Raw genomic sequence first — 13,373 nt, forward strand, 5'->3', positions numbered from 1 at the left:
AGAACCACGCAGAACGAAAGGCAGCACCATGAAGGCATCCGACCAGCTCGGCGACGACCTGCAGAAGGTCCTCGTCGACCTCATCGAGCTCCACGTCCAGGGAAAGCAGGCGCACTGGAGCGTCGTCGGCAAGAACTTCCGTGACCTCCACCTGCAGCTCGACGAGATCATCGAGGCGGCACGCGGATTCAGCGATGAGGTCGCCGAGCGCATGCGCGCACTCGAGGCCATGCCAGACGGCCGCTCCAGCACCGTCAGCGCCAGCACCTCGCTGCCTCAGTACCCGGACAGCGAGGTCGACACCGCGGAGACCGTGAACCTCGTGGTCGAGCGCCTCGACGCGACGGTCAAGACCCTGCGCGACGTGCATGACGAGGTGGATGAGGAGGACCCGACCTCGGCCGACCTCCTGCACGCGATCATCATGTCGCTGGAGCAGTACTCCTGGATGGTCAGCGCCGAGAACCGCAAGCCCCGCCAGCGCGCGGTGCACAAGAAGCTCACCGCCACCAAGTAGCAGCTCGACTTCTCGTGAACTGCCCAGTTCTGCCGCCCGAAATGCATTCCGAGCGGCAGAACTGGGCAGTTCGGCGTTCGAGGGTCGCCGCGAAGGTGTTGAGTTGAGAGCGTGAGCGCACCTCGTGAGAGCCCCGGGCCGACATCCGGGCCGGCATCCGGCCCGGCACCCGGGCGGCCGCCGCATCTGCAGCCGCGGTTCATCGGGCTCGTCGCCCTCGGCGGTGCAGTCGGCACGCTGACCCGGTACCTCATCCAGCAGGCCGTTCCGCCGACCGGCTTCCCCGTCGCCACGATGGCCATCAACATCGTCGGCGCCTTCCTGCTCGGACTGCTCCTCGCGACCCTGGCGCGCCGCGGAGACGACAGCGGATCACGCCGCTCGCTGCGGCTCCTGCTCGGCACCGGCCTGCTCGGCGGCTTCACGACCTACAGCGCTCTGGCGCTCGACACGGTGTCGCTCGCAGGCGGCGCCGATGCCTCGAATGCCGCCATCTACGCGTTCGGCACGCTCATCGTCGGGGTGCTGGCAGCCGGCCTCGGCATCCGCCTCGGCTCGGGTCCGCGCAGTGCAGCGGTGCGACGGACGGTCGGCCGTTGATCCTCGCACTGGGCATCGCGGTGGCGGGCGGACTGGGAGCCGCCGCTCGCTTCGTGCTCGACGGCCTGCTCAGCCGTCGCCAGGCGGGATCGGTCCCTCGCGGCCTGATGGCCATCAACATCTCCGGTTCGCTGCTGCTCGGCCTCGTGACCGGCCTCGCCGCGCACGCCCTGCCGGAGGAGTGGCGCCTCATCCTGGGCACCGGATTCCTCGGTGGCTACACGACCTTCAGCACGGCGGCGTATGAGACGGTCCAGCTCCTCCGCGGCCGTCGGACCAACGCGGCGCTGATCACCGGCCTGTTCATGCTGATTCTCTCGATCGCGGCGGCCTTCGGCGGCTATGCGCTCGGGATCGTGCTGATGCCGGTCACCCCGACCTGACGGCCACCGCTCGTCGACTCGACCCCGTCGCGGTGACCCGATCCCGGTGAACGGCTGGGTCATGCGCACTGCTCTTCATGACGTCCGATTCGCGCCATCGCCGTCGAGACGCGACGATGGACGCGGAGGCCATCGTGACCACACGCGCCGGCGACGCGATCGCCACTCTCGACGATTCCGTCCGCCTCACCGCGGGCACGGTCGAGATCCTCGACCGCCGCGTCTTCCCCGAGCGGGTCGAATGGGTCAGCGCGCACTCTGCGGAAGAGGTCGCGGACGCCATCCGGGACATGGTCACCCAGAGCTCCGGCCCCTTCTACGCCGCGCACGCCGGGCTCACGCTCACGGCCCACCAGGTCGCCGGCCTCCCCCTCGACGCCGCGCGCGAGCGGATGCGCCAGGCGGGTGTCGCACTGGGCGAGGCGCGCCCGACCAACGCCCACCCCCGCGAGGCGGTCGACCGGGTGCTCACCGCCATCGCTCCGGCGACGAGCACGGCGGAGCTCGTCGAGGCCGCCGTCAGCGCGGGGGAAGCCGGCCTGCGGCACTATGCCGACCTGAGTGACGCACTTGCCCGGGCGACCGTGGCGCTGCTGCCCGACGGTGCGCGGATCATGACCCACTGCTGGATGGACGCCTACCTGTTCGCGATCGTCCGCGCCGCCGACCAGGCGGGCCGAGGCTACGACTGGGTTGTGACAGAGACACGGCCCTACCTGCAGGGAGCGCGGCTCACCGCGCACAGCCTCCGCGAGCTGGGCCAGCGCGTCACCCTGATCACCGATGGGATGGGCGCCGCCGCCCTCTCCCCCGGCTCGACGATCGGCCGGATCGACGCCCTGGTCACGGCCGCGGATCGGGTCAGCCTCGACGGAGCGGTGATCAACAAGGTCGGCACCCTGGGCCTCGCGATCGCCGCCTCGACCTTCGAGGTGCCGTACTACGCGCTCGTCCAGGAGCCCGATGCCTCCGCCCAGTCGGCGGCCGACATCGTCGTCGAGCAGCGCCGCACCGACGACGTGCTCGAGACGCTCGGCGTCCGCACGGCCAGCCCGCTCGTCTCCGAGGCCTGGTACCCCGCCTTCGACGTGACGCCCGCCCGCTTCGTGACGAGGATCGTGACGAGCCGGGGCGACTTCGCACCGGAGCGGATCCGCGACTACTTCGCCCCGGCGCAGGGTGGCCGCGCATGACGCCGGCCGGACTGCTGGCCTCGCGGGACGACGTCGTGGCCTACCTGGCCGCGCGTGATCTGCTCGGCCTGGTCGGTCCGATCGACCTGATCCAGGTGGACGAGGTCACGGCCGGCAACATGAACCGGGTCTTCCTCGCCCGCGGGCCCCTCGGCTCGCTGGCCGTCAAGCAGGCGCCGCCGTTCGTGCAGGCCGCCGGGCCGGACTGGCCGATGGACCCCGAGCGGATCGGCGCCGAAGCGCGCGCCTACCAGCGCCTCGCCGAGCTGGCCCCCGATGTCGTGCCCGAGGTCATCCTCGTCGACCTCGACTCGCACGTGATCGTCATGGAGGACCTCTCGGCGCTGCGCGTGCTGCGGGACGTGCTCGTCGATGAGGTCGCGGGCGCTGTCGCCGGGCGGCCCGCGGCGCGGCTGCTGGCCTGGCAGGTCGGCGAGACGGTCGGCAGGTTCGTCGGCGAGCTCAGCTTCGCGACCGGCGAGCTGCTGTCCGATCCCGCCACCCGCGACGACCTGCTCGCCGAGTCGGCCAACGAGGCCCTGTGCGAGCTCACCGTCGACGTCGTGCTCGACGAGCCGTACCGGCCGCATGAGCACAACCGCTGGCACGCCGCGCTCGAGAGCCGGATCCGGGCCCTGTACGAGGACGCCGATGTGCGGGACGCGGTCGCGCGCATCCGCGATCGCTTCGGTCGCGCCCAGGAGGCCCTGCTGCACGGCGACCTGCACACGGGGTCGGTCATGACGGCCGCCGTGTCGGACGACAACCCGGACGGCGACGAGCCTCCGGTCACGAAGGTGTTCGACCCCGAGTTCTCCTTCGTCGGTCCGATCGGCATGGACCTCGGGCTGTTCTGGGCGAACATGATGATCGCCGCCACCGCTGCCACGGCGGTCGGCGCGGAGTCCCTCGGCGTGCGCAGGCTCTCCGCGATCACCGAGAGCTGGCGCGCCTTCTCGGCGGTCTGGGAGTCGAACTGGACGGGGACGGCCGCCGAGCTGCGCGAGCGGCTCGCCGGCATCCGCTCCGACGCGTGGCGCTTCGCCGGCGTCGAGGCCATCCGCCGGGTGGCGGGCTGGTCGCACGCCGCCGACCTCGAGACGCTCCCCGAGGAGCTCATCGGCCCGGCGAGCATCCTCGTCTTCGACCGCGCACGCGAGTGGATCCTCGACGGCGACGACACCTTCCCTAGGCTGGATCGATGACCTCCACAGCTGCGCCCTCTTCCGGCACCGACACCGGCACCGACACCGGGAACGGCAGCGCCCCCGTAGCCGACTCCCCCATCCGGATCGTCGCGTCGACAGTGGTGCTGGATCTCGAAGGCACGACGAGCGCCGCCGGATTCATCCTCGGCGACCTCTACGACTACGCGCGGCCGCGGCTGCTGCCCTGGATCCAGGAGCACGCCGACGACCCCGTGATCGCGGAGGCACGGCAGCAGGTCATCGACGAGGCGGACCTGCTCGAGATCGCGACCGATGAGGACATCGAGCAGGCGCTCCTCGGCTTCATGGCATCCGACGTCAAGTCGACGCCCCTCAAGACGATCCAGGGCCAGATCTGGGCGGAGGGCTTCGCCCGGGCCGAGATCTCGTCGCACTTCTTCGACGACGTCATCCCCCGGCTGCGTACCTGGCACGGCGACGGCGTCGGCCTCGCCGTCTTCTCCTCCGGCTCGATCGCCTCGCAGGTGCCGTGGTTCCGCCACTCACCCGACGGCGACCTGACTCCCCTGATCACGGACTACTTCGACACCGTGAAGGCCGGCCCCAAGAAGGTCGCCACCTCCTACGACCGGATCGCCGACAGCCTCGGCGCCGACCCCTCGTCGCTGGTGTTCTTCACCGACAACCCGGGCGAGGTCGAGGCGGCCGTGGAGGCCGGCTGGCAGGTCGTGGCCTTCTCCCGACCGGAGGAGCCGTTCTTCGGCGCCGACTTCGGCGACGTGCCCGTGGTCGACTCCTTCGACGCGGTCGAGGTCGTCCCGGTCGGTGAGGACGCCGATGCGGACGAGGCGACGCCCGAGACACCCTCCGCCCCTGTTGCACCGGCCGAGCCGAGCTACGACGAGGTGTTCGCGGCCGGCGAGGCGCTGGCGGTCGAGTCGGCGCGCTTCGCGGCGATGGGCTGGATGCGCGGCACCTCGGGCAACCTGTCCGTGGTGCTGGGCCGTGATCCGCTCCGGCTCGCGGTCACCGCATCGGGACTCGACAAGGGCGAGCTGACGGCGGCCGATGTGGTGGTCGTCGATGCGGATGGCGAGCTGGTCGGCAAGGAGCAGGGCAAGCGCCCCTCGGCCGAGGCCGGCCTGCACGCCCGGATCGCGGCGGTCACGGGCGCGAACGCCGTCGTGCACCTTCATGCGCTGTCCGCGGTGCTGGCCGGTCTCTACTGGCCCGACGGGGTGGAGCTGCATGACCTGGAGATGCTCAAGGGCCTCGGCCACGACGCGCACGGCGAGACCGTCGTCATCCCGGTGATCCAGAACGGCCAGGACATGCGCGAGCAGGGCGACGCCTTCGAGGAGGTCTACCTGCCGCCGACGCTGCGCGACAACGAGGTGCCGGTGCTGATCATTGCCTCGCACGGCATGTACGCCTGGGGAGAGACCCTGACCCAGGCCCGCTGGCACGCGGAGCTCGCCGAGTGGCTGCTCAGGTTCACGGTCGAGACCTCTGCTCCCCGCTGACCCTCACCCGCATCTTCGCGGATCAGGCGATTCTCACCGATCAGGCGATTCTGCGATATCGAACGCGGATCAGGTGATTTTCACCTGATCCGGAGTCGAAAGCCTGAACCGTGAAACGGTGGAGCGCGAATCACCCGACCCGCGCCGAGTACTCCTCCTGCGCGTCCCGCACTCCGGCGTAGTGGTCGATCGACCACTCCTCGAGCGCACGAAGCGGACCGACGAGCGATCGGCCGGGGCCGGTGAGCTCGTAGTCCACCCGCACCGGGACCTGCAGGGTCGCGGTGCGCTGCACGAGCCCATCGCGCTCGAGCGCCTTGAGAGTCTGAGTGAGCATCTTCTGTGAGATGCCCTCGATCCGACGGAGCAGAGCCGAGAAGCGCAGCGGTCCGTCATCGAGCGCCCCGACGATCAGCACGGTCCAACGGCCGCCGATCAGATCGAGGATGCGACGGGTCGGACATCCGTCGACATAGGGGTCCAGCGGGAGCGCGCTGCCGATCACGATGGCCATCCTGGTTACTCGAAGGTGCCTACTTACCGTTGGAGAGTAACTCGCGTACCGTTGTCGATGCAACCATCGAAAGGAACCCCATGACTCAGATCGTTCTCCTCGGCGGCACCGGCTACACCGGCGCCAACATCGCGGCAGAGGCCGTCTCCCGCGGTCACTCCGTCATCTCCTGGAGCCGCACCCTGCCCGAGTCGCCCATCGACGGCGTCTCGTACGAGACCGGATCGCTGCTCGATCCCGCCGTCCTCCGCCGCGCCATCTCGGGAGCCGACGTGGTCATCGGCACTCTCTCGCCCCGAGGCGAGCTCGCCGGCAAGCAGCGCATGCTCTACGGCAGCATCGCCGAGCAGCTCGCCGGCACCGGCACACGCTGGGGAGTCGTCGGCGGGTTCAGCTCGCTGCGTCCGGCGGAGGGAGCCGCCCGCTTCGCGGACTCGGGCGAGGTTCCGGCCGAGTACCTGCAAGAGGCCCAGGAGCTCTCCGGCGTCGCCGACGACCTGGGCTCCTCCCCCGACGACCTGGATTGGTTCTTCCTCAGCCCCGCGGCGGTGTACGGCTCGTACGTCCCCGGCGAGAAGCTCGGGCGCTACCGAGTCGGCGGGGAAGTCGCGATCTTCGACGAGAAGGGCGAGTCCGTCATCTCCGGCGCGGACTACGCGACGGCGGTCATCGACGAGATCGAGACACCGGCTCACCACCGCGCGCAGTTCGGCGTCGCGTACTGAGGTCGCGTGCTGAGCATCCGGTCGAGGGCCTCGATACGGCCGTGAACGGCCTACTCGACCAACGAAGAACGCTCACACTCATGGGTCGTCGAGGGCCTCGATACGGCCGCCAACGGCCTGCTCGACCAACGAAGAACGGTCGAGTTCACCTCACGCGGTCAGGTCGGTCGCCTTCGCCTGCAGCACGGCGCGCTCGCGCTCGTTGGCGGTGAGCTCGGAGGCCCGCCGGAACTCCGCGCGGGCCTCCTCCGCGCGGCCGAGCCGAGCGAGCAGCTCGCCGCGCACGCTCGGCAGCAGATGCGATCCACGGAGCGAATCGGCAGCCGCCAGGCCATCCACGATCCGCAGGGCGGTCGCCGGCCCGGTCGCGAAGGACACGGCGACGGCGCGGTTGAGGTCGACGATCGGATTGGGTGCGAGCCGGCCGAGCGCCTCGTACAGCAGCACTATCCGCTCCCAGTCGGTGTCCGCGTAGGCGGGCGAGGTGGCGTGCACCTGGGCGATCGCGGCCTGCAGGCAGTACGCGCCTCGTCCGCGCCCGACGGCGTCGGCTCGCACCAGCGCGGCCGATCCGCGCGCGATCTGACGATGGTCCCATCGGGCGCGATCCTGGTCGGAGAGCAGCACCGGCTCGCCCGACGCCGTGATCCGTGCGGCGAATCGGGATGCCTGGAACTCCATCAGGGCCACCAGTCCGTGCGCCTCGGGCTCGCGCGGCACGAGCTCGGCGAGCTTGCGGGCGATCCGCAGCGCCTCGTTCGCGAGATCCGTCCGCATCCAGCTGGATCCACTGGTCGCCGAGTAGCCCTCGGTGAAGATCAGGTACACGACGCCGAGCACGGAGGCGATCCGCTCCTTCCACTCGGCAGGATCGGGCGTCTCGAACGGGACCTGCGCGGCGCTCAGCGTCTTCTTGGCCCGGACGATCCGCTGCTGGATCGTGGCGACCGGCACGAGGAAGAGCCGGGCGATCTCCTCCGTGCTGAGACCGCCGATGATCCGCAGCGTCATCGCGACCTGCGCCTCACGCGCGAGCACGGGATGGCAGGAGATGAAGACGAGCCGGAGCACGTCGTCGTCGATCGGCTCCCAGGCGGCATCGACCGAGGCCGTCTCCTCCGAGAGGTCGTGGGCGATGGCGCTGTACCTGTCGTCCAGCCGCTCGCGCCGGCGCCAGCCGTCGATCGCCTTCCGCTTCGCGACGGCGGTCAGCCACGCCCCGGGGTTCTGCGGAACCCCGGCATCCGGCCACTGGGCGAGCGCATCCACCAGCGCCTCCTGAGCGAGGTCCTCGGCGAGGCCGACGTCACGGGTGATGTTCACCAGCGAGGCGACGATGCGCGCCGACTCGATCCGCCAGACGGCTTCCACCGCACGTCGTGCATTCATCGCCTCGTCCCGCCGTTCTCGCTCGCCTGGCTGACCGGCCGCCCCTCGGCTACGCCTGCTCGCCCTTGCGGTGCTCAGCGCTCATCTCGCGCCACTCGTCCTCGGACCTGAGGTACTCGTTGTCGGCGAAGTCCTCGAAGTCGCTCATGTCGGTGATCCGACGGACCTCCAGCTTCTGGCCGGGGCTGAGCGGCGCCCGCTTCGCCCATTCGGCCGCCTCCTCCTTGGAGGAGACCTGGATCGTCCAGAAGCCGTTGAAGAGCTCGTGGGTCTCGCCGTACGGCCCATCCGTGACGGTGGGCGTCGGGCCGCTGAAGTCGACCACGAACCCCTCGGAGGCATCGGACAGCCCGTCGCCGTCGAGCAGCACGCCCGCCTTGACGAGCGACTCGTTGAACTGCCCCATCGCGTTGATGATCGACTCGAAGTCGGCGGTCTTCATGGCCTCCACGGCCTCATCGGTCTGACGCATGATCAGCATGTACTTCATTGCAGCTCCGTCTTCATGGTGTTGTCTCCTGTCGGATGGCTGGTCGCGGTGGACGGTCTCAGAGCTGGCCGGTGGACTCGCGCCAGGCGCGCTCGCGCTGGATGTGCTCGTTGTCGATGTCGAACTCGGCAATGGAAGGCACTCGACGGAGTTCGAGCTTGACGCCGGGCCCGAGCGGCGCCTGGCTCGCCCACTCGACGGCCTCCTCCCTGCTGGCGGTCTTGAGGATCCAGAAGCCGTTGAACAGCTCCTTCGTCTCGCCGTAGGGGCCGTCGGTGACGATCGGCGGGGTCTGCGCGAAGTCGAGCACCAGGCCCTCTGCGGCCGGTGCGAGCCCCTCGGCCGTGACGAGCACGCCGGCCGCGATGAGCTTCTCGTTGTAGGCCCCCATCTGCTCCAGGATCTCGTCGAAGGAGAAGCCGGCGAGCTCCTCGGGCGTCAGCTCCCGCTCCTCGCGCATGATGAGCATCCACTTGGACGGAGTGGCTGCGACAGTGGTGCTGGTGGTGTCGGACATGGTGTCTTCCCTCATTCGTCGGGTTCGCGATCTGGCGAACGCTGGGGGCGCCGTGTGCGTCCCTCTACTATCGCGTCGAATGGGGATGGCCGATATCGACATCTCGACGGGAGAACTTCTCGGGACATCTTCACGGTTCAGGCTTTCGCCCACGGTTCAGGTGAATATCGCCTGATCCGTGATCGAAATCGAGAAATCGCCTGAACCGTGGAGATCGCCTGAACCGTGGAAGTGCGGGGTGATGGCGGGCCGGCTCCGCCGACGAGAGGCGGCGGGGTGGTTCCTCCCCGTCCGATGGGTCGGGTCAGGCGGTGCGGCGGCGGCCCCGGAGGCCTCGAAGGCCGCGGACCGGCTTGGCGTGCTCGGCGATGATCCTGCTGGTGTGCTCAGTCAGCGCCTGCGGGCTCGAGTCCTGCAGCCGCTCGAGCACCAGCGCCCGCCCCGCGAGCAGCACGGCGCGGGCGGCGCCGACGCGCTGCTCCTCGTCGAGCGACTCGATGTCGGTGGCCTTCGCGAATCCGATGATCCGGCGGATCGCCTTCGCTCCCGCGAAGACCGCGGCGTCGGAGCGTATGCCGGCGAGCGCGGCCTCGAGGACGTCGTCTCCGTACACGCGCGGATCGGAGCGGCTCGGCCACAGCGAGCGGTACTCGAGCTCGAAGGAGTTCCACAGGGCGACCGGCAGCCCCAGCAGCTCGACGGCCCGCTCATGCTCGCCGAGCGCCTCGGCTCGCGCTGCAGCGATCACGAGGTTCGCCCACACCGCGCCGAGATCGAAGCCGGTCGGGCCGTAGAAGCCGAACTCGGAGTCGAACGCGCGCACGGACTCCCCCTCCGAGCGGACGAACACCGATCCGGTGTGCAGATCGCCGTGCAGGAGCGACTGCGAGGAGTTCTGATAGTGCAGCTTGGCGAGACCGATCTCGCGCAGCAGGTCGCGATCCGCGCGCAGGTCGGCGACGTCCTTGTCGTTGCCCGGCAGTACCCGATTGTGCGGGTGGTCGATGTACGGCTCGGTGAAGACGAGGTCCTCGGTGATCTCGCACAGCTCGGGGTTGGCGGTGGCGGCGACGAGATTGCGCTTCTGCGGTCCCGTCAGCCCGAACGCGCTCGTCCAGAACGCGGTCCGCCCGATGTATCGGCCCAGCGCGGCGGCGGCATAGGGGTGCACCCGACCTGCGTTCAGCTCGGTGCGCCAGACGACGTGGTCGCTGAGGTCCTCCATGGCGAGGATGTAGTCGATCGGGTCGAAGCCGTACAGCGCGGGCACGTGCTCGGCGTCGATCCGCGAGTGCTCGGCGAGCAGCGTCGCCTCCCGCGTGGAGCGCGCACGGGTCATCGCCCATGTCGGATCGGTGCGCACGTGCGGCAGCGACTGCTTGAGCACCAGCCCGCGTCCGCCCTCGTCCTTGACGATGAAGACGAGGTTGAGGTTGCCGTCGCCGACCTCGACGACGGAAACCAGACGCCCCGCGTCGATGTGGGTGGACAGCTCCGGGCGGCTCGCAAGATACCCGGGCACCGTCGTGATGCTCAGCTGCGAGAACTCGCTCATGCCAGACCGTTCATTTTTCAGGTCATGCTTCCTGCGACGACGACGGTCCGACGCTTGCTGAAGGTGAAGCTGAAGAGGAGCGCGACCAAGAGGACGACACCCTTGCCGAAGTCCTGAGCGTAATAGGGCAGGCCCACCATCGTGAACCCCGTCACCATCACGGCGATGAGGACGGCGCCGAGCGCGGTGCCCCACGCGTTGGGGCGTCCCGCGCCGAGCACGGACACGCCGACCAGGGCGACCGCCACGGCGTCGAGCAGAAGCGAGTTGCCGGCGCTCACGTCGCCCTGTCCGATCCGCGCGGCGAGCAGCAGCCCGGCGATGGAGGCGAGCAGCCCGCAGCCCATGTAGGCGGCGGCGCGGTAGAGGCTCACCCGGATGCCGGCCAGGCGAGCTGCCTCGGCGTTCGCGCCCACCGCATAGAGCGCCCGACCCCAGCGGGTGTGCTGGAGCACGAACCAGAGCAGAGCCGTGAGCAGCAGGAAGATGATCACGGGCACGGGGATGATGCCGATCTTGCCGCGGTCGAGCCAGAGGAAGTCCGCGGTGAACTTGCCGGGCGCGGTGGAGCCGTCCTGGAGCGTCATCTGCGACGAGATGGACTGACCGTCCACGATGATCAGCTTGAGCCCGACCACCACGAACATCGTCGTCAAGGTCGCGAGCAGGTCGGGGATCCGAGCGATCACCACGAGGACCGCGTTGATGGCGCCGATCAGCAGGCCGCCGAGCAGCACGACGGAGATCGCCACCCCGCCCACCTGATTCGCGACGACCATCGTGTACGCGGCGATCGAGACCGCGAAGCCGGCGCTCGCGCCGACCGAGAGGTCGATGCCGCCGACGGTCATCGCCAGCGCGACGCCGAGGCCGGCGATGGCCGTCGGGGCGATGTACTTGAGCATGCCCAGGGCGTTCGCGGTGGTGCGGAAGTTCGGCTCGGTGATCACGAAGAAGGCGATCAGCCCGACGGTCACGGCGATGAAGCCCCATTTGGCGATGCCGGCGGCGATGGCCGTTCCGACGGATGCCCGGGTCACCGCGGCTCGTGTCTCGGGGCCCTTTCCCTCGCGGCTGGGGGCGGTCGAAGTGCTCACCTGGAGTTCTCGTTTCGTGCGGGATCGGATTCGGGATCAGGGACGGGTCCCGGTCCGGATGCGGGAATGGAGCCGTCGGGGCCGGCGCCGGTGGGAGTGAGTCCGGAATCGGCCGAAGCGGAGTCGGCCGAAGCAGAGTCGGACGAAGCGATGGCGAGCAGCGAGCGCACGACCGTCGCGCGGTCCGTCTCATCCGCATAGGCGTCGAGGACGATGCGCCCGTCGACCAGCACGACGATGCGATCCGCTACCTCGAGGATCTCATCCACGTCCGACGAGAGCACGACGCCTGCGCGCCCGTCGGCGGCGAGCCGCCGGAGGGTGGCACCGATCTCCCGGCGAGCGCCGATGTCGACGCCCCGGAACGGCTCATCGAGCAGCGCGACCGAGGGCGAGTCGGCGAGCCAGCGTCCGACGACGACCTTCTGCTGGTTGCCGCCGGACAGATCGTCGATGGGAGTCGCCGCATCGCGGGCGACCACGTGCAGCGAGGCGATGACGCTGTCGCCGCGGCCCGCCTCGCGGAAGCGGCTGAGCACGCCGAGGGCGGAGCTGAAGGCGCGCAGGAACGGCAGCGTGGTGTTGTGCGCGATGGACCAGCCCGGCAGGATCCCCTGCGCCTGTCGATCCTCGGGCACGAGCACGACGCCCGCCTCGATCGCATCCCCGGGTCGCGCGGGCGCATAGGGCGTGCCGTCGAGCTCGAGCGATCCGCCGAGCATCGGACGGGCACCGGCGAGGGTCTCCGCGAGCTCCGTCTTGCCCGCGCCGAGCAGGCCGAGCACGCCGAGCACCTCACCGGCGCGGATGTCGAGATCGAGCGGCGCCGCATTGGCGAGCACGGGCAGGCCGCGGACCGCGAGCAGGGTGCGCTCGCCGCGGCGGATGTCGACGACGCCCTGCTGCAGCTCCGTCGGCCGCCCGAGCATCTCCTCGAGGATGGTGTGCCAGTCGAACGGCCGGGGCACGTCGACGGCGAGCACGCCGTCGCGGAGCACGAGCACCCGATCGGCGAGCGACTCGATCTCGCCGAAGCGGTGCGACACGTAGAGGATGGCGAGCCCCTGCGCGCGGAGCCTGCGCAGGACGACGAAGAGCCGCTCGACCTCCGCGGCGGTGAGCGCCGAGGTCGGCTCGTCGAGGATCAGCAGCTTGGGGGTGGTCCGCAGGACTCGGGCGAGGACCAGGAGCTGGGCATCGGAGATGCCGAGCCTGCCGGCATCCGTTCGGAGGATGCGATCGGACCACGGCAGATCGAGGGTCTTCAGCACCTCGCGCGCGCGCTCGAGGGTCGTCCGCTCGGTGACCAGTCCGCGACGGCCCCCCGATGCGAAGTCGGTGAGGATCAGGTTGTCTGCCACGCTCATGCCCGGAACGATGCCGTCGGCGACCTTCTGGTGGACCGTCGCGACGCCGAGGCGCGAGGCCACCTGCGGACTCGTCAGGCGCACGGGCGCCCCGTCGAGCACGATGGTCCCCGAGTAGTTCGGGTTGGCTCCCGACAGCGCCTTGATCAGCGTCGACTTGCCGGCGCCGTTGGTGCCGAGCAGCGCGGTGATCCGGCCCCCGGCGATGGACGCGGTCACCGACTCCAGGACGCGGTTGGTGCCGTAGCTCACCGACACGCCCTCGAGGGAGACGACCGTCTGGTCGCCTCCCTCGAGGTGCGGTTTCTCCGGGGAGATGGAATCCAATCCGATC

At 69.9% G+C, this 13,373-nt stretch carries 14 protein-coding genes; 7 read left to right on the forward strand and 7 right to left on the reverse strand.

The annotated features are described in order from the left end of the window. The first annotated feature begins 28 nt into the window (after positions 1 to 28). The 6 genes from E6C64_RS07335 (at position 29) to mtnC (ending at position 5,385) form a co-directional block, all read left to right on the forward strand. Positions 29 to 517, forward strand: a complete 489-nt coding sequence (locus E6C64_RS07335) for a Dps family protein (protein ID WP_136426973.1) — start codon at positions 29 to 31, stop codon at positions 515 to 517. Positions 518 to 628: 111 nt separating this feature from the next. Further along, the gene (locus E6C64_RS07340) at positions 629 to 1,117 is read left to right on the forward strand and encodes a fluoride efflux transporter FluC (protein WP_136426974.1); all 489 of its coding nucleotides are present in this window, start codon (positions 629 to 631) and stop codon (positions 1,115 to 1,117) included. Further along, positions 1,114 to 1,500, forward strand: coding sequence for a fluoride efflux transporter CrcB (gene crcB, locus E6C64_RS07345; RefSeq protein ID WP_136426975.1), 387 nt, complete (start codon positions 1,114 to 1,116; stop codon positions 1,498 to 1,500). The genes E6C64_RS07340 and crcB overlap by 4 nt, the downstream gene beginning before the upstream one ends. 134 nt (positions 1,501 to 1,634) lie before the next feature. Beyond that, complete coding sequence (locus E6C64_RS07350) at positions 1,635 to 2,693, forward strand: translation initiation factor eIF-2B alpha/beta/delta subunit family protein (RefSeq protein ID WP_199240986.1); 1,059 nt, start codon at positions 1,635 to 1,637, stop codon at positions 2,691 to 2,693. Continuing rightward, positions 2,690 to 3,898, forward strand: a complete 1,209-nt coding sequence (locus E6C64_RS07355; RefSeq protein ID WP_136426976.1) for a phosphotransferase — start codon at positions 2,690 to 2,692, stop codon at positions 3,896 to 3,898. The genes E6C64_RS07350 and E6C64_RS07355 overlap by 4 nt, the downstream gene beginning before the upstream one ends. Beyond that, the gene (gene mtnC, locus E6C64_RS19395; protein ID WP_233255517.1) at positions 3,895 to 5,385 is read left to right on the forward strand and encodes an acireductone synthase; all 1,491 of its coding nucleotides are present in this window, start codon (positions 3,895 to 3,897) and stop codon (positions 5,383 to 5,385) included. The genes E6C64_RS07355 and mtnC overlap by 4 nt, the downstream gene beginning before the upstream one ends. 130 nt (positions 5,386 to 5,515) lie before the next feature. On the opposite strand, the gene E6C64_RS07370 is transcribed toward mtnC, so the two are convergent. After that, on the reverse strand, positions 5,516 to 5,899 hold the full coding sequence (locus E6C64_RS07370) for a winged helix-turn-helix transcriptional regulator (RefSeq protein WP_136426977.1): 384 nt from the start codon (positions 5,897 to 5,899) through the stop codon (positions 5,516 to 5,518). Positions 5,900 to 5,979: 80 nt separating this feature from the next. Here E6C64_RS07370 and E6C64_RS07375 point away from each other — a divergent pair, with 80 nt between their 5' ends. Beyond that, positions 5,980 to 6,624 carry an NAD(P)-dependent oxidoreductase gene (locus E6C64_RS07375; protein ID WP_136426978.1) on the forward strand — a complete coding sequence of 215 codons (645 nt, stop codon included), beginning with the start codon at positions 5,980 to 5,982 and terminating at the stop codon, positions 6,622 to 6,624. A 150-nt stretch (positions 6,625 to 6,774) separates the two neighbouring features. On the opposite strand, the gene E6C64_RS07380 is transcribed toward E6C64_RS07375, so the two are convergent. The 6 genes from E6C64_RS07380 to E6C64_RS07405 form a co-directional block, all read right to left on the reverse strand. After that, the gene (locus E6C64_RS07380) at positions 6,775 to 8,013 is read right to left on the reverse strand and encodes an RNA polymerase sigma factor (protein WP_136426979.1); all 1,239 of its coding nucleotides are present in this window, start codon (positions 8,011 to 8,013) and stop codon (positions 6,775 to 6,777) included. Between the two features lie 49 nt (positions 8,014 to 8,062). Beyond that, a complete protein-coding gene (locus E6C64_RS07385; protein WP_136426980.1) occupies positions 8,063 to 8,503 on the reverse strand; it encodes a YciI family protein in 441 nt (146 codons plus the stop codon). Between the two features lie 58 nt (positions 8,504 to 8,561). Further along, positions 8,562 to 9,020 carry a YciI family protein gene (locus tag E6C64_RS07390; RefSeq protein WP_438941847.1) on the reverse strand — a complete coding sequence of 153 codons (459 nt, stop codon included), beginning with the start codon at positions 9,018 to 9,020 and terminating at the stop codon, positions 8,562 to 8,564. Between the two features lie 304 nt (positions 9,021 to 9,324). Continuing rightward, on the reverse strand, positions 9,325 to 10,575 hold the full coding sequence (mtnK, locus tag E6C64_RS07395) for an S-methyl-5-thioribose kinase (protein ID WP_136426981.1): 1,251 nt from the start codon (positions 10,573 to 10,575) through the stop codon (positions 9,325 to 9,327). Positions 10,576 to 10,592: 17 nt separating this feature from the next. Next, the gene (locus E6C64_RS07400) at positions 10,593 to 11,672 is read right to left on the reverse strand and encodes an ABC transporter permease (protein WP_136426982.1); all 1,080 of its coding nucleotides are present in this window, start codon (positions 11,670 to 11,672) and stop codon (positions 10,593 to 10,595) included. After that, positions 11,669 to 13,366 carry a sugar ABC transporter ATP-binding protein gene (locus E6C64_RS07405; RefSeq protein WP_233255518.1) on the reverse strand — a complete coding sequence of 566 codons (1,698 nt, stop codon included), beginning with the start codon at positions 13,364 to 13,366 and terminating at the stop codon, positions 11,669 to 11,671. Before E6C64_RS07405 ends, E6C64_RS07400 begins: the two co-directional genes overlap by 4 nt. Positions 13,367 to 13,373: the final 7 nt, after the last annotated feature.

Origin of the sequence: Naasia lichenicola (genome assembly GCF_004801885.1) — a bacterium.
Lineage (GTDB): Bacteria > Actinomycetota > Actinomycetes > Actinomycetales > Microbacteriaceae > Naasia > Naasia lichenicola.

Coding starts and splice junctions, on each gene's coding strand:
- E6C64_RS07335 (WP_136426973.1), top strand. CDS start 29: ATGAAGGCATCCGACCAGCTCGGCGACGACCTGCAGAAGGTCCTCGTC.
- E6C64_RS07355 (WP_136426976.1), top strand. CDS start 2,690: ATGACGCCGGCCGGACTGCTGGCCTCGCGGGACGACGTCGTGGCCTAC.
- mtnC (WP_233255517.1), top strand. CDS start 3,895: ATGACCTCCACAGCTGCGCCCTCTTCCGGCACCGACACCGGCACCGAC.
- E6C64_RS07370 (WP_136426977.1), bottom strand. CDS start 5,899: ATGGCCATCGTGATCGGCAGCGCGCTCCCGCTGGACCCCTATGTCGAC.
- E6C64_RS07375 (WP_136426978.1), top strand. CDS start 5,980: ATGACTCAGATCGTTCTCCTCGGCGGCACCGGCTACACCGGCGCCAAC.
- E6C64_RS07380 (WP_136426979.1), bottom strand. CDS start 8,013: ATGAATGCACGACGTGCGGTGGAAGCCGTCTGGCGGATCGAGTCGGCG.
- E6C64_RS07385 (WP_136426980.1), bottom strand. CDS start 8,503: ATGAAGTACATGCTGATCATGCGTCAGACCGATGAGGCCGTGGAGGCC.
- E6C64_RS07390 (WP_438941847.1), bottom strand. CDS start 9,020: ATGTCCGACACCACCAGCACCACTGTCGCAGCCACTCCGTCCAAGTGG.
- mtnK (WP_136426981.1), bottom strand. CDS start 10,575: ATGAGCGAGTTCTCGCAGCTGAGCATCACGACGGTGCCCGGGTATCTT.